This is a genomic window from Azospirillum sp. ST 5-10, from assembly GCF_051225715.1.
GTDB lineage: Bacteria > Pseudomonadota > Alphaproteobacteria > Azospirillales > Azospirillaceae > Azospirillum.
Map to the genome: position 1 here is coordinate 121,617 of NZ_JBPJSP010000017.1, position 20,903 is coordinate 142,519.

18 protein-coding genes, 1 tRNA gene and 1 riboswitch are annotated in these 20,903 nt (G+C 73.4%); of the genes, 11 read left to right on the top strand and 8 right to left on the bottom strand.

The annotated features are described in order from the left end of the window. Positions 1 to 442: 442 nt before the first annotated feature. Positions 443 to 3,331 carry a glycosyltransferase gene (locus ACSBPG_RS19125; protein ID WP_435538794.1) on the top strand — a complete coding sequence of 963 codons (2,889 nt, stop codon included), beginning with the start codon at positions 443 to 445 and terminating at the stop codon, positions 3,329 to 3,331. Between the two features lie 67 nt (positions 3,332 to 3,398). Continuing rightward, entirely contained in the window at positions 3,399 to 4,388 is a 990-nt protein-coding gene (locus ACSBPG_RS19130) for an NAD-dependent epimerase/dehydratase family protein (RefSeq protein ID WP_435538795.1), read from the top strand. Positions 4,389 to 4,599: 211 nt separating this feature from the next. Here the strand turns inward: ACSBPG_RS19130 and ACSBPG_RS19135 are convergent, their stop codons facing one another. Both ACSBPG_RS19135 and ACSBPG_RS19140 read right to left on the bottom strand, forming a co-directional pair. Beyond that, positions 4,600 to 5,196, bottom strand: coding sequence for a DUF6538 domain-containing protein (locus tag ACSBPG_RS19135; RefSeq protein ID WP_435538813.1), 597 nt, complete (start codon positions 5,194 to 5,196; stop codon positions 4,600 to 4,602). A 160-nt stretch (positions 5,197 to 5,356) separates the two neighbouring features. Beyond that, positions 5,357 to 5,430, bottom strand: a tRNA-Gln gene (locus tag ACSBPG_RS19140). Between the two features lie 283 nt (positions 5,431 to 5,713). Between ACSBPG_RS19140 and ACSBPG_RS19145 the strand changes: the two genes are divergently transcribed. Beyond that, positions 5,714 to 6,769: a Ppx/GppA phosphatase family protein gene (locus tag ACSBPG_RS19145; protein WP_435538796.1), complete on the top strand. Its 1,056-nt coding sequence runs from the start codon at positions 5,714 to 5,716 to the stop codon at positions 6,767 to 6,769. 52 nt (positions 6,770 to 6,821) lie between these two features. Continuing rightward, positions 6,822 to 7,526 (top strand): RlmE family RNA methyltransferase, encoded by a 705-nt coding sequence (locus ACSBPG_RS19150; RefSeq protein ID WP_435538797.1) that lies wholly within the window; start codon positions 6,822 to 6,824, stop codon positions 7,524 to 7,526. Here the strand turns inward: ACSBPG_RS19150 and ACSBPG_RS19155 are convergent. After that, complete coding sequence (locus ACSBPG_RS19155) at positions 7,484 to 8,368, bottom strand: alpha/beta hydrolase (protein ID WP_435538798.1); 885 nt, start codon at positions 8,366 to 8,368, stop codon at positions 7,484 to 7,486. The two genes, ACSBPG_RS19150 and ACSBPG_RS19155, sit on opposite strands and share 43 nt — an antisense overlap. A gap of 66 nt (positions 8,369 to 8,434) precedes the next feature. Next, a complete protein-coding gene (locus ACSBPG_RS19160; RefSeq protein WP_435538799.1) occupies positions 8,435 to 9,082 on the bottom strand; it encodes a dienelactone hydrolase family protein in 648 nt (215 codons plus the stop codon). Between the two features lie 133 nt (positions 9,083 to 9,215). Between ACSBPG_RS19160 and ACSBPG_RS19165 the strand changes: the two genes are divergently transcribed. Beyond that, entirely contained in the window at positions 9,216 to 9,686 is a 471-nt protein-coding gene (locus ACSBPG_RS19165) for a cupin domain-containing protein (RefSeq protein WP_435538800.1), read from the top strand. A gap of 9 nt (positions 9,687 to 9,695) precedes the next feature. On the opposite strand, the gene ACSBPG_RS19170 is transcribed toward ACSBPG_RS19165, so the two are convergent. After that, positions 9,696 to 10,673 carry a UDP-glucuronic acid decarboxylase family protein gene (locus ACSBPG_RS19170; RefSeq protein ID WP_435538801.1) on the bottom strand — a complete coding sequence of 326 codons (978 nt, stop codon included), beginning with the start codon at positions 10,671 to 10,673 and terminating at the stop codon, positions 9,696 to 9,698. A gap of 232 nt (positions 10,674 to 10,905) precedes the next feature. Continuing rightward, positions 10,906 to 11,104: riboswitch (cobalamin riboswitch) on the top strand. A gap of 170 nt (positions 11,105 to 11,274) precedes the next feature. Here ACSBPG_RS19170 and ACSBPG_RS19175 point away from each other — a divergent pair. The 5 genes from ACSBPG_RS19175 to ACSBPG_RS19195 are packed head-to-tail and all read left to right on the top strand — an operon-like array spanning position 11,275 to position 16,554. Continuing rightward, positions 11,275 to 13,140: a TonB-dependent receptor plug domain-containing protein gene (locus ACSBPG_RS19175; protein WP_435538802.1), complete on the top strand. Its 1,866-nt coding sequence runs from the start codon at positions 11,275 to 11,277 to the stop codon at positions 13,138 to 13,140. A 28-nt stretch (positions 13,141 to 13,168) separates the two neighbouring features. Then, on the top strand, positions 13,169 to 13,942 hold the full coding sequence (locus tag ACSBPG_RS19180) for an ABC transporter ATP-binding protein (protein WP_435538803.1): 774 nt from the start codon (positions 13,169 to 13,171) through the stop codon (positions 13,940 to 13,942). Further along, the gene (gene cobU, locus ACSBPG_RS19185) at positions 13,939 to 14,451 is read left to right on the top strand and encodes a bifunctional adenosylcobinamide kinase/adenosylcobinamide-phosphate guanylyltransferase (protein WP_435538804.1); all 513 of its coding nucleotides are present in this window, start codon (positions 13,939 to 13,941) and stop codon (positions 14,449 to 14,451) included. Before ACSBPG_RS19180 ends, cobU begins: the two co-directional genes overlap by 4 nt. Before the next feature lie 25 nt (positions 14,452 to 14,476). Then, positions 14,477 to 15,094: a cob(I)yrinic acid a,c-diamide adenosyltransferase gene (gene cobO / locus ACSBPG_RS19190; RefSeq protein ID WP_435538805.1), complete on the top strand. Its 618-nt coding sequence runs from the start codon at positions 14,477 to 14,479 to the stop codon at positions 15,092 to 15,094. Continuing rightward, a complete protein-coding gene (locus ACSBPG_RS19195) occupies positions 15,094 to 16,554 on the top strand; it encodes a cobyric acid synthase (protein ID WP_435538806.1) in 1,461 nt (486 codons plus the stop codon). The genes cobO and ACSBPG_RS19195 overlap by 1 nt, the downstream gene beginning before the upstream one ends. 122 nt (positions 16,555 to 16,676) lie before the next feature. Here ACSBPG_RS19195 and ACSBPG_RS19200 read toward each other — a convergent pair whose 3' ends face one another. From ACSBPG_RS19200 to ACSBPG_RS19210, 3 genes are read right to left on the bottom strand one after another with little or no spacing between them, the layout of a single operon-like run. Next, the gene (locus ACSBPG_RS19200; RefSeq protein ID WP_435538807.1) at positions 16,677 to 17,681 is read right to left on the bottom strand and encodes a glycerophosphodiester phosphodiesterase family protein; all 1,005 of its coding nucleotides are present in this window, start codon (positions 17,679 to 17,681) and stop codon (positions 16,677 to 16,679) included. 35 nt (positions 17,682 to 17,716) lie between these two features. Beyond that, positions 17,717 to 19,021: an alpha-amylase family glycosyl hydrolase gene (locus ACSBPG_RS19205; protein WP_435538808.1), complete on the bottom strand. Its 1,305-nt coding sequence runs from the start codon at positions 19,019 to 19,021 to the stop codon at positions 17,717 to 17,719. A gap of 8 nt (positions 19,022 to 19,029) precedes the next feature. After that, positions 19,030 to 19,488 (bottom strand): MarR family winged helix-turn-helix transcriptional regulator, encoded by a 459-nt coding sequence (locus tag ACSBPG_RS19210; RefSeq protein ID WP_435538809.1) that lies wholly within the window; start codon positions 19,486 to 19,488, stop codon positions 19,030 to 19,032. Positions 19,489 to 19,571: 83 nt separating this feature from the next. Between ACSBPG_RS19210 and ACSBPG_RS19215 the strand changes: the two genes are divergently transcribed. Continuing rightward, positions 19,572 to 20,549: an FUSC family protein gene (locus ACSBPG_RS19215; RefSeq protein ID WP_435538810.1), complete on the top strand. Its 978-nt coding sequence runs from the start codon at positions 19,572 to 19,574 to the stop codon at positions 20,547 to 20,549. Positions 20,550 to 20,903: the final 354 nt, after the last annotated feature.

Genomic DNA, 20,903 nt, shown 5'->3' on the forward strand with positions numbered 1-20,903 from the left:
AGGCTCGGGCGGGCGGCTGTCGGCGAGACGGCGCAGGGCGATGCCGCGACCGCGGTCGACCATTTGGGCCCGGACCGCGCTCGTCGGCGTGGTGGACGCCACCCGGGAAGCTTGGTAGTCATGGGGCGTGGCGCCGGAGGCAGGCGCGGTGTACGCCCTGGCGTGCGCGGCGTTCGCTCGGCCTGGACGCGCCGGATGTCTGGCGGAACGTTCATTGTGTTTCGCGATCGCGCGGGAGCTGGCTTCTGGGACGGATACGGTACCGAGCGGCGGCGATGACGCCCACCGCGGGGGAAGGTAGCGGGATTCCACTCCGCTTGTCACCCGTCTCCGCCGGCCGCGGGGGGGCGTGCCGACACCCCGCCGGCCCCCGCCGTACGTCTGCGTGCGGGCGGCCCGCACCCATGGCGGGGCAAGGCATCGGCAATCGGAAGGCACGGGGATGACCGGGGCGGACCGTCGACCGAACGCCCACGATGGACCGGGCGCCGCGGCGGACGGCTGGTCGGCGGCGACCATCCTCGTTTCGGTCATCCTGCCGGTCGGGCCGGACACCTTTCCCGGTCGCGCCCTCCGCTCAGCACTCGGACAAAGCCACGCGCGCCTGGACGTGGTGCTGGTGGGCGATCCCGGCGTGCCGCCATCGCCGTCCGACGCGGCGCTCCTCGCCGATCCGCGCGTCCGGCTGGTGGCGGCCGGCGATGGCGACCACCTGCTCAACACGGGGATGGCGCACGCGCGCGGGCGGTATTTCGCATTCCTCGACCCGCGGGACGCCTTCGCACCGGACAAGCTGGCCCTCCAGGTCGCCGCCATGGCGAGGGCGGGGCGTGCCGTGTCGCACACCTCCTACGCGCTTGCCGGTGGCGGTGGGGCCGGAGACCCGGCGGTGGTGCCGTCGGGCCGCTTGAACGGTGTGCTCTACCCCGGGATCCTCGCGGACTGTCCGGTGGCCGTGTCGACCCTCATGATCCACCGCACCGTGTTTCTCTCCGGTTTTCGCGTGCACGGTCGCGGCACACCCGCCGACGACGCGCTGACGGTCATCTGGCTCGCCCAACGCCATGAATTCCTGGGCCTCGACGCGGCCTTGGCGTCGCTCGATCCGAGCCATGCGCCGGCGTCGCTGGACCCGCGGGCCGCCCTGGCGCGGCTCGACGCGCTGTGGAGGGCGGTCGCCGCCGATCCCAACCATGCGCGCTGCACCGCCGAATTGGCGCGGCTCGACGAGGCCCGCCGGTCGCTGGCCGAGGCCGACGAAGTGATGGCGGTGGTGACCGCCCACCGCCGCACGGGCGACTCCGGGCCGGTGCGTGCGGCGATCCGGCGGCTCATCGAAAAGGGCGAGTGGGAGCGGGCGCAGGAGCTTTTCGAGCTGTTGCCGTCGGACGATCCGGAGGACACCGACCTGCCGGCGACGTTCAGCCGGCACGCGGAGGAGGCCGGCGACGTCGCGACGGCCGTCGCCTGGATGGAGCGGCGTTTGGAGGCGCCGAACCCGCCGGCGCAGGCCTTCACCCGGTGCATGTACCTCCACAGAGCGCTCGGCGACTGGGACAAGGCGATCCAAACCATTTTCCATGGCCGTGCGCACCACCCCGACGCCGAGGATCTGCGGCTCCAAACGCTCAGCCTGCTCATCGAGCGCGGCGCGCGGGGGTGGGCGCGGGCCGAGGCCGAGGGCACGCTCGCCCTCGGCATCACCCTGCCGATTCTCGCCCGTCTGGCGACCATGGCGTTGATCGACGGCGACGCGCCGGCCGAGGTGCTGGCGCGCGCGGACGCCGCCATTCGCCCCTTGGCCGATGCCGAGCCCGGCCTGGCGGCGCTGTGCCGGTTCCAGCTCCTGACGAAGGCCGGGCGCGGCGACGAGGCGGCCGAAGTGCTGATGGGTGGACTGATCCGGGCGCCCGGCCATGTGGAGCTGGCCCTCGCCGCGCTCTTCGCGCCGCAGCTTCAGCCCAGCCTGCCGGCGTACGCGGCGGCCTTCCGCGACGCCGCCGCCACCGCACCCGCGGTGGAGCGCAGCGATCTCGCGGAGCTGGCGAGCCTCTTCGAGGCCGTCGGCGGCGAGACGCCGCTGCCCTACACGTGGGTCGACGTGGAGGTGCTGGAACGCGTCGCCCGGGACACCCCGCCCCCCGTCCCCCGGCCCGGCGGCCCGGTGATGGTCGTCTGCGGGTCGTTGGCGCGGGGTGGTGCGGAGCGCCTGCTGGCGTTGGCCTTCGACGGGCTCCGCCGCCGCCTCCACCCCCGTCCGGTGGACCTTGTGGTGCTCGACTGCAGCGAGGAGCGGGGCACCGCCTTCTACCTGCCGCAGACCGGTCTGTCGCGCGATGCGATCCTGTCACCGCGCGATGTCCCGCGGATCGAAGCCCCCTACAAGTGGCTCCAGCGTCCCGACCTGTACCAGTGGCTGATCGACCTGATGGAGGAGCGCAGGCCCGCCGCGGTCTACGCCGGACTTGAAGGCACCAACCAGATCGCCGGGCTGGCCGCGGTCCGCACCGGCGTCCCGCGCATCGTGCTGGGCACCTTCAACATGCGCCCTTCCGACACCATCGACGACACGGCCGCATGCCACTGGTACCGGGAGGGCTACCGCAGCCTGCTTCGGCGGCCGGAGGTGCATCTCACCAGCCTGTCGCCGACCTGCGTCGACGACTACGTGGCGTGGCTCGACGTGGACCTCGCCACACGGGCGACCATCGTGCCCAGCGGGTTCGATATGGCGGGTTTCCGCTCCGCCCTGGATGCCTGCGACCGTGCGCAGGCGCGCCGGCACCTCGGGATCGACCCCGGCGTCCCCGTTGTCGGCGTGGTCATGAGGATCGCGCCGCCCAAGGCGCCGCTGCTCTGGGTGGACGTGGCCGCAGCGGTCGCGCGCCGGCGTCCCGACGCGCTGTTCGTCGTCATCGGCGACGGGGAGCTGCGCGCCGCCATGCAGGACGCGGCGGCGACGCGCGGCCTGGCAGGCGCCTTCCGCTTCGTCGGGGCGGTTGCGGACGTCTACGCCGCCTTTCCCGCCTTCGACGTGTTCCTGCTGACCTCGTCGAGCGAGGGCGTGCCGAACGTCCTCGTCGAGGCTCAGGCGAGCGGCCTGCCCGTGGTGGCGCGGCGGGTCGGCGCCGTGGCGGATGCCATGGTGCCGGGCCGCAGCGGCCAGGCCGTCGCCGGCGACGAGGCCGGCCCGTTGGCCGACGCGGTTCTCGCCTACCTCGACGACCCGGCGCTGGCCCGTCGGGCCGGAGCGGAGGGGAAGGCGTTCGCGCGCGAGCGGTTCGACCTCGAGCGAATGCTCGACCGGCTCCAGACGCTGGTCGGCGCATGACCGCCACACGCCCGCTCGCGGCTGCGGCACAGCGCGCCCCTCGCACCGTCGACCGGCGGGGTGGCTGATGCGGGTGGTCGTCACGGGCGCTCACGGCTTCATCGGCCGACGGGTGTCGCCGGAGCTCCGGCGGCGAGGCCACGAGGTGCTGTCGCTGGGGTTCCGCGTCGGCGCCCCGGCGCCGCGGCCGGCGGAGCGATACGACGGCCGCCTTTCGTCGGCCGATGCGGTCGACGAGTTGGTCGCCCTTCTGATGGAGTGGCAGCCGGATGCCGTTCTCCATCTCGCGGGCACGACCAACGCCGACCACCCGGACACCCTGTTCGCCCTCAACGCGGGGTTTGCGTCCACCCTCATGGCGGCGATGCGCGGTGCCGGTTTCAGTGACCGTCCGGTTCTCCTGATGGGAAGTGCGGCAGAGTACGGCCCGTTCCCCCGCCGTTTGCAGCCGTTGGACGAGACCGCACGCACCGAGCCCACGGGGCTGTACGGTCTCAGCAAACTGGCGCAGACGCGGGCCGGCCTCGCGGCCTCAGAGCTGGGGCAGGCGGTCATCGTGGCGCGGGTGTTCAACGCCATCGGCACCGGCATGCCGGCGCACCTCAGCCTGCCCAGCTTCGCGCGCCGTCTTGCGGCGTCCGCCCGACCCGGCGACGGTCCGTTAGCTACCGGCAACCTCAACGCCGTGCGCGACTTCGTGCCCGTCCAAAGCATCGCGACGGCCTTGGCGGATCTGCTGCAGTGTCCAGCCGCGCGAGGGCGCGTGGTGAACGTCTGCAGCGGCCACCCCTACCGGGTCGGCGACGTGCTGGCGCGCATGATCCGCCTCGCCGGATCGGTGGTCGCCGTCGACCAGGCGCAGACGGCGGCCGGTTTCACCGACGTGGCATTCGGTGACCCCAGCCTTCTCGCCCGTCTCACCGGATGGCAGCCGCCGCGGCTGCGCAATGCCGATCTTCGGGAGATCCTGGAAGAGGCCGGATGCCCCGTGCGCGACAAAGACGGCGAGCGCACCGTGCCGATCGTCGGCCCGATCGAACGCGCCGACGAGCGCTGAACGGCACTGGGGGGCCGTGATTGTATCCGGTGACCTCTCCACTGCGGGATCGTGCTCCAAGGTGTGGTGTAGGAGCTGTGGACAACCGGTCCGCCGCAGCGCTCCCAGAACTGGTGCAGGCGAGCCGGTTATCCACAGCAGGTCGGGCAGTCACCACACCTCAGCCTGACCGAAGGGTGACCGCTCCAGGCCGGCATTGGTGCCGTGAGCCTCAGCCAAAGCGCCAAGAGCCAGACGCTCGAGCACCGCGCAAGCGCTGCCCGTCGGCGTCGAGTTCCAACGCCTGCGGGGGCCGATCACGGGACACCGCCAATGGCGACCGGAGCGCCGAGCGGATCGATGCCGGCGTTGCGGTTTCCGCGTCGGCGTCGGTGCCGCACAGGGTTTCGATGGCCGCGGGGTCATCCCCCTCATCGATCAGATCATCATCGGAGACGGCCACGGGGCCATGAGCCGCGAGGGCGCCGAGCACCTCCGCGAGCGCGGCCTGTTTCTCGTCCGGTGTTGCGTCCACGACGGTCCGGTCGGCGCGTGCCGTGTAGCCCAGGTCCGCCGGGCGCGCGGCGCGGCGCGCTGCGCCTTTCTCCAGGGCGTCGTCCCGGACCTTGGCCAGCACCCGGGCCATCGTCTCCGCGTCCATACCATCCTCGGCCAGCAGCTCTTCGTACGCCGCATCGAGAGCGGCCGCGACCCGCGAGGCTGCTCGCAGATCGCTCGTCTTCAGCGACAGCACGAGTCTACCGCGGCCCGGCGGTCGGGCGATAGCCGGCGGCAGCCGGCGGCGCCAGACCCAGGTGTGATGCCGCAGGGCAAGATGACACGGACGACGCGCCGGACCGCTCCCAGGGTCGGGGAGGCGGTGGGCTACAGCCCTGGGCTACAGGTCCGGGCTACAGCTGCGCGCCTCCCGCACGAAGCACGGGGGAACGCGTTCCAAGACATTGATTCTAAAGCGAAATCGGGAGAGATGGTTGGGGGACTAGGATTCGAACCTAGGCTGGCGGAGTCAGAGTCCGCTGTCCTACCGCTAGACGATCCCCCAATCCGGAGCGCCGGCCCGCACGGGCCGGAGCGGCGTATCGCCGCGTCCTTGCCGGTGGGCAGGCTTCTAGCACCGCGGTTGCGGCTTGTGAAGCCCTTTTTTCCCGGCGTCCGCCGGCCCTGCCGGGGCGCCTCCATCGAAAGCAGGTCTTCGCCGGGCCGCCGGATGGGGCTACACTGGACCGCTTGGCAGTGCGGGCGGACGGTCCGCAGCGAACCGGCGGGACCGGCCGCCGCAGCGGCTAGGGCTACGGCTGCGGCTACGGGGATGGGCGGGAGGGGTGGTGAGTCTGTTCGTGCACGGCGAAGGGCGGAAGGACCTCGGGCTGCTCGGCAGCCCGGCCCTCATGCCGGCGCCGGCGCTGCGGCCGACCGCGGCGGGACGGGCGGTGTTCGCCGCGCTCGACCTCGGGACCAACAATTGCCGGCTGCTGATCGCCCGCCCCGCGCCCACCGGCTTCCGGGTCATCGACGCCTTCTCCCGCATCGTCCGCCTGGGCGAGGGGCTGAGCCGCAGCGAGCGGCTGTCGCCCCAGGCCATGGAGCGCACCCTGGAGGCGCTGCGGGTCTGCGGCTCCAAGATCGAACGGCGCGGCGTCACCGCCGCCCGCGCCGTCGGCACCGAGGCCTGCCGGCGCGCCCGCAACTGCGGCGAGTTCATCGACGCCGTCGAGCGCGAGACCGGCATCGCCATCGAGATCATCTCCAGCCAGGAGGAGGGGCGACTCGCCATCGCCGGCTGCGCCGCCCTGCTCGACCCCTCGGTGCCCTTCGCGCTCGTCTTCGACATCGGCGGCGGCTCCACCGAGCTGATGTGGCTGGCGGTCGAGCCGGGGCGCCAGCCGCGCCTGCTCGACCAGATCTCGATCCGCTGCGGCGTCATCGGCCTCGCCGAGCGCTACGGCGGCGACCGCCTTGCGGCGGACCGTTACCGCGCCATGGTGGAGGAGGTGGTCGACCTCGTCGCCCCCTTCACCGAGCGCAACGGCATCGCCGACCGCCATGCCGCCGGCCGGGTGCAGATGCTGGGCACCTCCGGCACCGTGACGACCCTGGCCGGCGTCCATCTCGGCCTGCCGCGCTACGACCGGCGGGCGGTCGACGGCAGCTTCCTGCGCCTCGACCACGCGCGGAGCATCATCGCCAAGCTGGTGGCGCTGGACTTCGCCGGCCGGGCAGGGCATCCCTGCATCGGGCCCGAACGCGCCGACCTGGTGGTCGCCGGCTGCGCCGTGCTGGAAGCGATCTGCGACTGTTGCCCCGTGCAGCGCCTGCGCATCGCCGACCGCGGCCTGCGGGAAGGGATCCTCGTCGACCTCATCGGCGCGGCTCAGGCCTGACGGCGGGGCTCCGCCGCACGACCGACCGGCGGGCAGCAAGGAACGAAGGACGATGCCACAGAAACCGACCGACACGCGACCCGGCGGGCGCCGCGCCGCGGTGCGCGTCAAGACCGCCGCAAAGCGCTCGCTCTCCTCCACGCGCTGGCTGGAGCGGCAGCTCAACGACCCCTACGTCGCCGAGGCGCGCAAGCGCGGCTACCGCTCGCGCGCCGCCTTCAAGCTGCTGCAGCTCGACGAGAAGTTCCACCTGCTGGCGCCGGGCAAGCGGGTCGTCGACCTCGGCGCCGCCCCCGGCGGCTGGACCCAGGTGGCGGTCGCCCGCGTCCGCCCGTCGCAGACCGGCGCCAAGGTGGTCGGCCTCGACATCCTGCCCATGGAGCCGCTGCCCGAGGCGACCACCATGCAGGCCGACTTCCTGGAGGCCGGCGCGGCCGAGCGCTTGAAGGAGGCGCTCGGCGGCCCCGCCGACCTCGTGCTGAGCGACATGGCGGCGCCGACCACCGGCCATCACCAGACCGACCATCTCCGCATCATGGCCCTGGCCGAAGCCGCCTACGACTTCGCCGAGGAGGTCCTGGTGCCGGGCGGGGCGTTCGTCTGCAAGCTGTTCCAGGGCGGCGCCGAACGCTCCCTGCTCGACCGCCTGAAGCGCGACTTCGCCACGGTGCGCCACGCCAAGCCGCCGGCCAGCCGCGCCGACTCCTCGGAGACCTACATCGTCGCCACCGGCTTCCGCGGCGCCCGGGAGGCGTAGCCGGCGCCGGCCTCCGCCCCGGCCGACGGGGCGGCCGGCAGCGTCGCCTCCAGCCAGTCGTGGACGGCCCCCGCCACCTCCTCCCAGCCGGGCTCCAGCATCATCGCGTGCCCCATGCCGGGGAACATCCGCGGGTCGGTGCGCAGCAGGCGGGCGGTGCTGCGCACCTGGTCCGGCGGGATCAGCACGTCCTTCCCGGCGCCCATCACCAGCACCGGGATCGCCGGGTCGGGAACGGCGGGGAAGGGGTTCCACACCGCCGTCTCGAACAGCACGCGCTGGCTCTCCTCCTGCAGCAGCGGCTCGTAGCGCCGTGCCTCGGCGGCCGACACCCGGTCGGAGAACATGGCGCGCCGGATGCCCTCGGGATCGACGCAGCGGGAGCCGCAGGCCATCAGCAGGCCCATCTGGTGCGCCGCGTAGGGATCGCGCCAGAACAGCCCCATGGCCGCCTCCAGAACGCCGTGCGGCGGCGCCGAGGCCATCAGCACGGCGGCCGGCGCCGGCCGGCGCAGCAGGGCGCGCTGCACCACCAGGCCGCCCATGGAATGGCCGATCAGCACCGGCGCCGCCGCGAGCCGCTCGACCGTCGCCAGCACGTCGTCGACATAGTCGTCCAGGCCGTGCCAGCGCAGGCGCTCGCGCCCGTCACTGTTGCCGTGACCGCGCAGGCTGACGGCGTGCGCCTCCCAGCCGTGCGCCGCGAACCAGTCGAGGAACGTGGCGTCCCAGATCCAGGCGCCGGAGAAGGCGCCGTGGACGAACAGCAGGGGCGGGCGGTCGCCGGCCAGGGTGGGCGCGGGGGCGGCGGGGCGCCGCGACAGGAGTTCGAGAGTCATCATGCCAGGAACATATGCTGCATCGCAGCATTGTCCAGCGCGACCCTGTCGCGGCGGCGCCCTCGCGCGTCAGCCGCCGGCGTGGCCGGCCGGCAGGTGGGTGGAGAACCAGGCGCGGGCCGAGGCGACGGCGACGTCGAGGGTGGCCCCCTCCTCGAACAGGTGGCCGGCGCCGGGCACGATCTCCAGGGCCTTGATGCCGTGCAGGCGGTCGAGGGCCTGCTGGTTCAGGGCGATCACCGGCCCGTCGTTGCCGCCGACGATCAGCAGCGTCGGGGCGCTGACGCCGTCGAGCCAGACCTCGGCCAGGTCGGGGCGGCCGCCACGCGACACCACGGCGCCGACATGGTCGTGCTCGGCGGCGCGCGCCGCCGCGATCAGCGCCGCCGCGGCGCCGGTCGACGCGCCGAAATAGCCGATCGGGAGATCGGCGCGGCCGGTGCGCTCGTGGACGAAGCGGGTGGCGAGGATCAGCCGCTCGGCCAGGAGGTGGACGTCGAACACGTTGGCGCGGTCGTGCCCCTCCTCTTCGGTCAGCAGGTCGAACAGCAGCGTGCCGAAGCCGGCCTCCTGGAAGGCGGCGGCGGCCCGGCGGTTGCGCGGGCTGTGACGGCCGCTGCCGCTGCCGTGCGCGAAGACGATCACCGCTGCGGCCTGCGCCGGCAGCGTCAGGGTTCCCTCCAGCCCGACGGGGAGAATGCGGACCTCCTGTTCCATGCCGTCCTCCTTTCTTCGTCGTCACCAACAGGCCGGCCGTCGCAAGCGTCCCCGCGTTTGACGGTCCCGCCGGCGGCCGGCATCCTGTGAACCATGCTGCGCCTCGTGCCGTCCGCAGAGAAGAGGGAACGCCATGCCGACCGATGCGTCCAATCCGCCCGTCCTCGACGCCGCCCCGCTGCGCGGGCCCATGGGAGCCACCGGCTACCCCGAACCGTACCGCCACCGCGTCGCCGGACGGGCCAGGGCGAGGCTGGGCGACCGTTTCGGGCTGACCAACTTCGGGGTGAACGTGACCCGCCTGGAACCCGGTGCGGAGTCGGCGCTGCGCCACTGGCACACCCGGCAGGACGAGTTCGTCTACGTGCTCGAAGGCGAGCTGGTGCTGGTGACCGATGCCGGCGAGCACGTGCTGCGTCCGGGCATGTGCGCCGGCTTCCCCGCCGGGGCGGAGAACGGCCACCACCTCGTCAACCGCGGCACCGTCGCCGCGGTCTATCTGGAGGTCGGCGACCGCACCGCCGGCGACGAGGCGCGCTACCCCGACGACGACCTGCTGTACCGCGACGGCGGCTATTTCCACCGCGACGGCACGCCCTGGTGAGGCCGCCGGCTACTCCGCCGCGGCGCGCAGCGCCCGGCCGCCGAGCAGCGTGTCGAAGTGGGCGATGGTGCGCTTCAGGCCCTGCTCCAGCGGCACCTTCGGCTGCCAGCCCAGCACCTCGCGGGCGGCGGCGATGTCGGGACGGCGCTGCTTGGGGTCGTCGCGCGGCAAGGGCCGGTGGACGAGCCGCGAGCGCGAGCCGGTGAGGGCGATCACCGTCTCGGCCAGCTCGCGGATGGTGAACTCCCCGGGATTGCCGATGTTGATCGGCCCGGTCACCGCCGCCGGGCTGGCCATCAGCGCCAGGAATCCGTCGATCAGGTCGTCGACGTAGCAGAAGGAGCGGGTCTGCGAGCCGTCGCCGTAGATGGTGATGGGCTCGCCGCGCAGCGCCTGCATGATGAAGTTGGACACCACGCGGCCGTCGTTGGGGTGCATGCGCGGGCCGTAGGTGTTGAAGATCCGCACCACCTTGATCTCCAGCCCGTGCTGGCGATGGTAGTCGAAGAACAGCGTCTCGGCGCAGCGCTTGCCCTCGTCGTAGCAGGCGCGCGGGCCGATCGGGTTGACGTGCCCCCAGTAGCCCTCCGGCTGCGGATGGACGAAGGGATCGCCGTAGACCTCGCTGGTGGAGGCCTGGAGGATGCGCGCCTTCAGCCGCTTGGCAAGTCCCAGCATGTTGATGGCGCCGAGCACCGAGGTCTTGGTGGTCTGCACCGGGTCGTGCTGGTAGTGCACCGGCGAGGCCGGGCAGGCGAGGTTGTAGATCTCGTCCACCTCGACGTAGAGCGGGAACGTCACGTCGTGGCGCATCGTCTCGAAGCGCGGATGGTCCAGGAGGTGGGCGACGTTGCTCCGAGAGCCCGTGAAGTAGTTGTCGACGCACAGGACTTCGCAGCCCTCGGCCAGAAGGCGCTCGCAGAGGTGCGAGCCGAGGAAGCCGGCCCCGCCGGTCACCAGTACGCGCTTGGACGCTGTCTGTCTCACGGTGATCCCTCGTCGGATGGTCGCGGCCGCTTTGCGGGTGGACCGCGTGGGCGTGGATAGTCCGGGAATACTCCCGTCCCGTTGTCCAACACTTCAGGATCACGTGGGGTTCAATGTACCTATGGTCTAGCCCGGTTGCGCCGCCGCGGCCGGGGCGGCTGCCGCCGCCCGGACGACCGGCTTGGCCGGCGCGCCGCGGCGTCCTTGCCTCTTGGCAAGCCCGGCCGCCTGGGCTAAAGCTCCGTCCGACGGTTTCCGCGCGAGCGGATGAAAAGGGAACGCGGTGAAGCCCCGGGCGGGGCCGATTCCGTGGCTGCCCCCGCAACTGTAAGCGCAGAGCGCCCCGCCAGACAGGCCACTGGGAAACTGGGAAGGCGGCCGGGGTGCAGCGACGCGCGAGCCAGGAGACCTGCCGTCGAAGCGCGTCACGCGACCGTCGGACGGGGTGTTCCGGTGGGACGGGAATCGCCGCTTGAGCGGTCCGTTGTGCGGTGGCGCCACCCGGGGGGTGGATCGCGGCATCGGATCTCGTCCGAGCGCACGCGTGCGGCGTGGTCCCTCCCTGGACCGTGTAACACCGTGTCAGGGAAAGCCCCGTCGCATGACGTCTCGTCTCTTCCGTTCCGCCGGGCTGTCCGGCGTCTCCGTCGCGGCCCTGTTCGCCACCCTTCCCGCCGCCGCCCAGGATGTGGCGGAGCCCGTGGTGGTGCCGGACGTGGTGGTCAGCGCCACCCGCCTCGCCACCGCCCCCGACAAGGTGGGCAGCTCGGTGACCGTGATCTCCGGCGAGTCCATCGAGGAGGGCGGCAAGCCGGAGCTGTTCGACGCGCTGCAGGGTGTGCCCGGCGTCAGCCTGTCGCGCAACGGCGGGATGGGCGCCACCTCGACGGTGCGCCTGCGCGGCGCCGAATCGGCGCAGACCCAGGTGCTGATCGACGGCGTGCTGGTCAACGACCCGGCCAACGCCAACGGCGAGTTCGACTTCGACGCCCTCGCCGTCACCGGCATCGACCGGATCGAGGTGCTGCGCGGGCCGCAGAGCGCGCTCTACGGCAACGACGCCATGGGCGGCGTCATCAGCGTCGTCACCAAGCGCGGGCGCGGGCCGCTGAAGGTCAGCGGCCTGGCCGAGGCCGGCAGCCACAACACCTGGCGGCTGTCGGCCGGGGCGAGCGGCGGCACCGAGCGCTTCGGCTACGCCGTCAACGCCACGAGCCTCGGCACCGACGGCTTCTCCGCCTTCCCGGGCGGGGACGAGGCGGACGGTGCGCGCAACCGCGCCCTCACGGCGAAGGTCGGCGCCGACCTCACCGACACCTGGACGGTGGACGTCGCCGCCGGCATCTTCGACCTGCGCAGCGACTACGACGAGACCAGCCGCGACGCGCCCTACGTCAAGGAGAAGACGCTGCGCTACGGCAAGATCGACAACACCGTCTTCCTGCTGGACGGCCGGCTGGAGAACGTGTTCACCCTGTCCGGCACCTCCACCGACCGCTCCTTCGACGAGCCCGGCGGCTACATCCCCCACAGCAACTACAGCGGCAGCCGCTGGACCGCGGAGTACCGGGCCAACTATCAGGTCGACGACACCGACGTGCTGACCGTCGGCGCCCTGCACGAGGTGGAGAGTGCGCGCATCGTCAACGAGGACGGCGGCGTGCGCACCGTCGGCGTCGACGACAGCGTCGACACCAACGCGGTCTACGGCCAGTACCTCCTGGGGCTGTGGGACGACCTGTCGCTGACCTTCGGCGTCCGCCACGACCGCAACGAGGAGTTCGGGCCCAAGACCACCGTCCGCACCGCCGCCGCCTACGCCATCGACGGAACCGGTACGACCCTGCGCGCCAGCATCGGCACGGCCGGCAAGGCGCCGACCCTGTTCCAGCTCTACGACCCGACCTACGGCAACCCCGGCCTGTCGCCGGAGAGCAGCGTCGGCGCCGACGCCGGGGTCGAGCAGACCTTCCTGGGCAAGCGGGCGACGGTCAGCGCCACCGTGTTCTGGAACCGCTTCAGCGACCTGATCGCCTTCGACGACACCTACCAGAACATCGAGGACGCCCGCACCTGGGGCGTCGAGAGCGCCGCCGCCCTTAAGGTGTCGGACGCGCTGCGGCTCACCGCCTCCTACACCTTCCTGCGCGCCGAGAACCTGTCCACCGGCCGCGAGCTGCCGCGCCGGCCGCACCATCAGGCGAGCCTCGGCGCGGTCTGGCAGGTGACCGACGCGGCGCGGGTCGGCGGCACCCTGCGCTTCGTCGGCGAGCAGCTCGACAGCACCTACACCAACATCCGCAACGACGCCTACACCGTCGTCGACCTGCAGGCGAGCTACGCGGTGACCCCGGCGGTGTCGGCGTTCGGCCGCATCGAGAACCTGTTCGACGCCGACTACCAGGAGGTGGCGCGCTACAATTCGTCGGGCCGCGCCTTCTACGCCGGCATCAAGGCCAGCTTCTGAGGCGCGGCGGAACCGGGGGAGGGAGGGCATGGCGCGCATCGAGGCCGACGGCGTCCGCGTCGCGCTCGGCGGCCGGCCGGTGCTGCGGGGCGTCTGCGTCGCCGCGGCGGCGGGCGAGGTGGTCGGGCTGATCGGCCCGAACGGCAGCGGCAAGACGACGCTGCTGGGCACCCTGGCCGGCCTGGTCGAGCGCGGCGGCGGCGCCGTCCGCCTGGACGGCCGCGACGTCGCCGCCCTGCCGCCCGAGGAGCGCGGGCGGCGCATCGGCTATCTCGAGCAGAACCCCGGCGCCCATTGGCCGCTGGCGGTCGAGCGGGTGGTGATGCTGGGCCGGGCGCCGCACCGCGCCGGCCTGGGCGGCGAGAGCGACGCCGACCGGGCGGCGGTGGCGGCGGCGCTGGAGCGCTGCGGCGCGGCACCCTTCGCCGGCCGGCCGGTCACCACCCTGTCGGGCGGCGAGCGGGCCCGGGTCATGCTGGCCCGGGTCCTTGCCGGACAGCCCGAGGTGCTGCTGGCCGACGAGCCGGTGGCCGGCCTCGACCCCTACCACATGCTGCACGTGATGGAGCTGCTGCGGACGCTGTCGCGGGAGGGGATGGCGGTCGTCGTGGTGCTGCACGACCTGGCGCTGGCGATCCGCTTCTGCGACCGGCTGTGCCTGCTGGAGGACGGAACGGTGGCGGCGTCCGGTCCGCCCCACGCGGTGCTCGACACCGGCGACGCCGAACGGGTGTTCGGCGTCCACCTGCTGCGCGGGCCCGACTGGGCGATCCCCTGGACCCGCAGGGAGGAGGGACGATGAGCGCCGAGGTCACGCTGGTGCTGGGCGGCGCGCGCTCGGGCAAGAGCCGCCATGCCGAGGGGCTGGTCACCGCCGCCCCGCCGCCCTGGATCTATCTCGCCACCGCCGAGGCGCTGGACGAGGAGATGCGCGCGCGCATCCGTCTCCACCGGGCGCAGCGGGCGCCCGGCTGGACCACGGTGGAGGAGCCGCTGGACCTGCCCGGCACCCTGCGCCGCCACGGCGGAGAAGACGCCTGCGTGCTGGTCGACTGCCTGACCCTGTGGGTGTCCAACCTGATGGGGGCGGGGCGGGACGTCGGTGCGGCGACCGCCGATCTGCTGGCCGCCCTCGACGCCGTGGACGGCCGGGTGGTGATGGTCGCCAACGAGGTCGGGCTCGGCATCGTTCCCGACAACCCGCTGGCCCGCGCCTTCCGCGACGCCGCCGGGCGCCTCAACCAGGCGGTGGCGGCCCGGGCGGAGCGGGTGCTGTTCCTGGTGGCCGGCCTGCCGATCACCGTGAAATGACGAGAACCGCGAAGGGAGAGGGACGATGACCGACGCGAGCGACGAGGAGGTCAACCGCCGCCACGCCGAAAAGATGAAAAAGGCGAAGGCGGTGCACGACCGGCGGGTGGCCGGGAAGACGGTGGAGAAGGGCCTCCTGATGGTCCACACCGGCAACGGCAAGGGCAAGTCGACGGCCGCCTTCGGCCTGACGATGCGCGCGCTCGGCCGCGGCTTCCCGGTGGGGATCGTGCAGTTCGTCAAGGGCGCCTGGGAGACCGGCGAGGCGTTGGCGCTGCAGCGCTTCGCCGACCTGGTGGAGGTGCACACGCTCGGCGAAGGCTTCACCTGGGACACCCAGGACCGCGCCCGCGACATCGCCGCGGCGCGCCGCGCCTGGGACAAGGCGCAGGCCCTGATGGCCGATCCGCGCTTCCGGCTGATCGTGCTCGACGAGCTGAACATCGTGCTGCGCTACGACTATCTGCCGGCCGCCGAGGTGGTGGCGGCGCTGGCGGCGCGCCGGCCCGACCTGCACGTCGTGGTGACCGGCCGCCACGCCCGGCCGGAGCTGGTCGAGGCGGCCGACCTCGTCACCGAGATGACCCTGGTCAAGCATCCCTTCCAGGCCGGTGTGAAGGCGCAGGAAGGGATCGAGTACTGATGGCGGCCCGCGCGCTGATGCTGCAGGGCACCGGCTCCGACGTCGGCAAGTCGCTGCTGGTGGCCGGGCTGTGCCGGGCGCTGACGCGGCGCGGGCTCTCGGTGCGGCCGTTCAAGCCGCAGAACATGTCCAACAACGCTGCCGTCACCGCCGACGGCGGCGAGATCGGCCGGGCCCAGGCGCTGCAGGCGCGCGCCTGCGGCGTGCTGCCCGACGTCCACATGAACCCGGTGCTGCTGAAGCCGCAGTCCGACATCGGCGCCCAGGTGGTGGTGCGGGGGCGCGTCGTCGGCTCCGCCCGCGCCGCCGACTACCAGGCCCGCAAGGGGGATCTGCTGGCCGCCGTGCTCGACAGCTTCGCCCGCCTGCGGGCGCAGGCCGACGTCGTGGTGGTCGAGGGGGCGGGCAGCCCGGCGGAGGTCAACCTGCGCGCCGGCGACATCGCCAACATGGGTTTCGCGCAGGCGGCCCGGGTGCCGGTGGTGCTGGTCGGCGACATCGACCGCGGCGGCGTCATCGCCAGCCTGGTCGGCACCCACGCCCTGCTCGATCCGGCCGACCGCGCCCTGGTGCGCGGCTTCCTCATCAACAAGTTCCGCGGCGACGTGCGGCTGTTCGACGGCGGCCTCGCCACCATCGTCGAGCGCACGGGCTGGCGCGGCTTCGGCGTCGTGCCGTGGCTCGCCGACGCGGCCCGCCTGCCGGCCGAGGACGCCGTGGCGCTGGACACCTGGGCGGCGCGGGCCGGCGGTTCCCTGCGGGTCACCGTGCCAATGCTGTCGCGCATCGCCAACTTCGACGACTTCGACCCGCTGGCGCTGGAGCCGGAGGTGTCGCTGACGATGGTCCCGCCGGGGCGGCCGCTGCCCGAAGCCGACCTGGTGATCCTGCCGGGGACCAAGGCGACCATCGCCGACCTCGCCTTCCTGCGCGCGCAGGGCTGGGACATCGACGTGCTGGCCCACCGGCGCCGCGGCGGCCGGGTGCTCGGCATCTGCGGCGGCTACCAGATGCTGGGCCGCCGCATCGCCGATCCCGGCGGCATCGAGGGGCCGCCGGGCGAGGCGGCCGGCCTCGGCCTGCTCGACGTCGAGACGGTGCTCAGCGGCCCCAAGGTGCTGACCGAGGCCGCCGGCATCGACGTGGCGACGGGCGCCGCGGTGGCCGGCTACGAGATGCACATGGGCCGCACCGCCGGCGCCGACTGCCGCCGCCCGGCGCTGCGCCTCGGCGGCGGGCGCGACGACGGGGCGGTCTCGGCGGACGGCCGGGTGTCGGGCTGCTACCTCCACGGCCTGTTCGCCGCCGACGCCTTCCGCGCCGCCTTCCTGAAGGGGCTGGGCGGCGGCGGGGCCGGCGGCCTCGCCTACGGGGCCGCCGTCGAGGCCGCCCTCGACGGGATCGCCGACGGCCTGGAGGAGCACGTGGACGTGGCCGGGCTGCTGGCGGCGGCGGCCTAGGGTTCGGTGCGTTTGCTGAGAAACGCACCGAACTCCATGTCCTTGTCTGACGAGCGAATTCGCGCTTCCAATCGATTCCGATTTCACGCGATCCGCTCCAGCGGACGCGTCGCCCGGCCGGGCTACGGCCGGCCCTGGCCGGACGCCAGCGCCCGCGCCAGCGTGGCGATCTCGTTGGTCCAGATGCCGCCGGCGTAGCCCGGCGGGAGGCGCGCCAGGTCCTCCGGCGTGTCGATGCCCGTGGTGAAGCCGCCGGCGTAGGGGCCGACCGCGAAGACGTGGCTGTCCGCCGCCCGCATGCGCGCGACGAAACGGTCCGGCCAGCCCCACAGCCAGGGGGCCAGGTTGATCGGCACGAGGACGACCCGGGTCCGGCAGGCGTCGGGGACCGTGCCGCTCCAGCCCACGGCGAGGTAGCGCAGCAGACAGCCCCTGAGCGAGCCGCGCGACGCCGTGGGGACGTCGGGAAGCCGCTGCCGGAAGGCGGCCACCGGCTCGTCGCCGCCGTACACCATGAGGAGCCGGCGCCGGTCCGGCGGCAGGCGGGCCAGGGCGTCGGCGAGCATCGTCCCCTCCGCGGGGTCGCGGCTCTTGACGTTGATGAGGAAGCGTCCCTCGGGAAACGCCGCCAGCATCTCGTCAAGCGAGGGGATCAGCCTGACCCCGCGGCCGCGGAACGGGAAGGTCCGGCCGCCGTCGGCGGTGTACCCGTAGCCCGCGTCGAGGGCCTTCAACTCGGCCATCGTGTGCTCCCGGGTGACGCCGTGGCCGTCGGTGCGGCAGTCCAGGGTCCAGTCGTGGAACACGGCGAAGTGGCCGTCGGTGGTCGGGTGGACGTCGATCTCCACCACGTCGGCCCCGGCCGCGAAGCCGGCGGCCGCCGAGGGCAGCGTGTTCTCCAGATGGCCGTGGGTCGGCGGCAGCATGCGCGTCGCCGTGCAGGTGTCGTTGCCGACGCCGGTCATGTCGTAGCGCTGCGCCACGCCGCGGTGCGCCAGCAGGGTCGGCCGCCCCTCCGCGGAAGGAGGCGGGGCGGGAGCGACGGCCACGGTGGCGGCGATCGTGGCGACCGTGGCGACGACGGCGGCGGCGATGGCGGCGGCGAGAAGGCGGGCAGGGCGGCGCATGGGAGTCCCGGGCAAAGCGGCCGGCAGGGCCGCGCTCACGTCGCCAGGATCGCCCAGCCATGCGGCGGAACCTGGGCACGCTCGCCGTCGAGCGTGGCGGCGCCGTCGAGGACGGCGGTGGCCCCCGGTGCCGGCAGGGCGACGGCCTGGTCGGCGACGTTCAGCACCACCACGAGCCGCCCGCCATCGCCCCGGGTTTCGTAGGACAGTGCGGCGTTGGCGGAGTGGAGCGGCTGGACGCGGGCCCGGTGCAGCCAGGGATGGCGGCGGCGCAGGCCGATCAGGCGCTGGTGGAGCCGGTAGACCGGCCAGCCCTCCGCGGCGAGCCCGGCCGGGGTCGCCGGGAACGGCGGGCGGATCGCGTCGTCGCCGCCCGGGCGGTTTTCCTTGACGCCGCGGAACGCCTGCTCGTCGCCGGCATAGACCGACGGCGTGCCGCCGCAGGTGAGGAGGACGACCAGCGCGTGCGGCAGGTGGCGCGGATCGGCGAGGCGGCTGGCGAGGCGGGTGACGTCGTGATTGCCGACGAAGGTGAGGGGCACGAAGGTGTCGAGGAGACCGTCGTGGCGCTTCAGCGCCCACGTCAGCTCGAAGAAGTTCCGGTCGTTGAGCGCGCTCCAGATCGCTTTCCAGAGCTCGTACTGCGTCACCGCGTCGACGCCACTGTCGCGGACGAAAGCGGCGTGGTCGCCGTGGATGACCTCGCCGACGAGATAGGCGTCGGGGAAGGCGGCGCGGACGCGCGGCAGCACCGTCGCCCAGAACCGCGTGGGGACGGCGTAGGCGGCGTCGAGCCGCCAGCCGTCGGCGCCGCGCCCGAGCCAATGGGTCATCACCCGCACCACATGCTCGGCCACCGCCGGCTCGTCGTGGTTGAGGGCGACGAGCTGACGATGGCCTTCGAAGGTGGCGTAGTCGGGTTCCTCGCCCGGCCCCCGCCAGGTCAGGCGGAACCACGCGGCGGCCGGCTCCGCCGGGCCTCGGTCGAGAACGGCGCGGAACGCCGGGAAGTCGCGTCCGACATGATTGAAGACGCCGTCCAGAAGCACCCGGAGGCCGCGGTCGTGCGCCGCCCGGAACAGCGCCACCGCGTCGGCCTCGTCGCCGAGGCGGGGATCGATGCGGAACGGGTCCACGGTGTCGTATCCGTGCGTCGACGCGGCGAAGATGGGGCCGAGCGCCAGGCCCGAGGCGCCGAGCTCGACCGCGTAGTCGAGCCACGCCGCGATGTGCGCCAGGCGGTGCACGGTCCCCGTCGCGGCGGCGGCGCACGGTTCGGCCCCGACGAAGCCGAGGGGAAAGACCTGCCACCACACCGCGTGGCGAATCCAGTCCGGCATGTCGTCTCCTATTCCGGCTCGGCCGCGCTGTCGGCGAGGCGGTCCATCAGCGCCGCGGCGATCCGCAGCAGGCTGCGCTCGGCCTCCGTCAGCCCGCCCAGCGCCGCCGCCAGCCAGCGGTCGCGCACCGCGGCGTCGCGCTCCAGGGCGGCCCGCCCGGCGGCCGTGATGGCGAGCACGGCCTGGCGGGAGTCGCGGTCGTTGCGGCTGCGGGTCAGCAGCCCGTCGCGTTCCAGCTCGGCGAACACCCGGGTCAGGGATTGCGGCAACTGGTGCTCCGCCGCGGCGACGTCGCCCGGGGTGGCGGGGCCGTGGCGGTAGAGATGCCCGAGCACCCCGAGCTTGCCGGCGCTCAGCCCGTCGGCGCCGCGCTCGGCTCGGAGCCGGCGGGCGAGGCGCACGGTCGCCCGCCGCAGCACGGCGGCGCCGCCGAGGGAGTGGTCCGCGGAATCGATGTCGTTTTTCATAAGTATGTGCTTACGATATATCGACCGACGCCGTTCTAATCGACGGGACCATGATGGTCAATATGCTAAGCATTGTGAAACATATGAGTGCCCGCTGCCGCGCTTGGCGGCACGGCGCCCGAAGCGCCGCCGCGGCGGCGGCCGCCGGCTTGGCCGTGCCGATCCTGGCCGCGGCGGCGGCCGATGTGCCCGCGCTCGGCACGGCGGCGGCGGTGGGGGCGCTGGCCGTCGCTGGCGGTGGCCGACCGGCTTGGCGTGACGTGGCGGCGGCGACGGCCGGCGGGCTGGCGGGCGGCGCGCTGGCGGGCGATCCGTGGACGGCCCACGCGGGCCCGGTGGCGCTGGCGGCCGTGGCGGCGGCCGTCGGCGGGTACAGCCGGGAGTTGGCGGTGGCGGCGGCCCGCTTCGTGGTGGTGCTGCTGCTCGTCCTCAACCTGGCCGAGGCCCGGCCGCTGACACCCGCCGTCCTCGCCGCCATGGCGGCCGGGGCGCTGTGGATGGCGGCGCTGGCCGGCATCGCCGGACGGACGTCGGTGGGCGAGGCCGCCGCCCCGCCACCCCGCGGCACCGCCGCGCAAAGGCAGGCGCGCTGGCGTCGCACGCTGGCGACGGCCGAGGGGTGGCGGTTTCCCATCCGCCTCGCCGGCTGCCTGGCCATTGCCGAGGTCGTGGCCGCCCTGTGGTCCGGCCACCATGGGCAGTGGATCGCCTTGACGGTCGCCATCCTGTCGCGGCGTGAGGCCGCCGGCGGGCTTCGCGGCGCCGGCCGGCGTCTTCTGGGGACGGCGGCCGGCCTCGCCGTGGCCTTCCTCCTTCTCGCCCGGCCTCTGCCGTCCTGGGGCATCGCGCTGGCGGCCGGAGCGCTTGCCGCCGCGCGGTCGGCGGCCGGCCGCGGCGACCCGCTCCGCCACGCCGCCGCGACGACGCCGCTGGTCCTCCTGCTGATGTCGGCCGATGCCGGAACGTTCGTTGACCGGGCCGTGGCGACCGCGCTGGGCGCCGCCCTGGTGGTGGCGTCGACCGTCCTCGTCGGCGGCCGGACGGGAACGGCGTCTGGTTAGCCCGGATCATTCATGAGGTTCCGGCGGCCGGCACGTTTTGGTCGAGCTGAAGGGGGGCGCCGGGGGGCGCCGTGGCCGGCCTGTTGGTTGCGGGGATGGGCGCGATCCCGGGCAGATACCCCGGCGTTCAAGGAGGGATTTTCGTAGCGCGCTCGGCCTGTGGAGCGACGCTGCTACGGTATGCGAAGCTGGACGGAAGGGACGCTTTGATGCGGGTCACCATGTCGGTGACGCGGGCGGCGACCTTGATCAGGGCGACACGGACGGTGGCGAACTCGTAATTGCTCACGGGGTTGGCGCGAGCTGTTGTTCAGGCGATAGCGAAGTCGCCGTCGATGAGGCTGCGGACAGCGG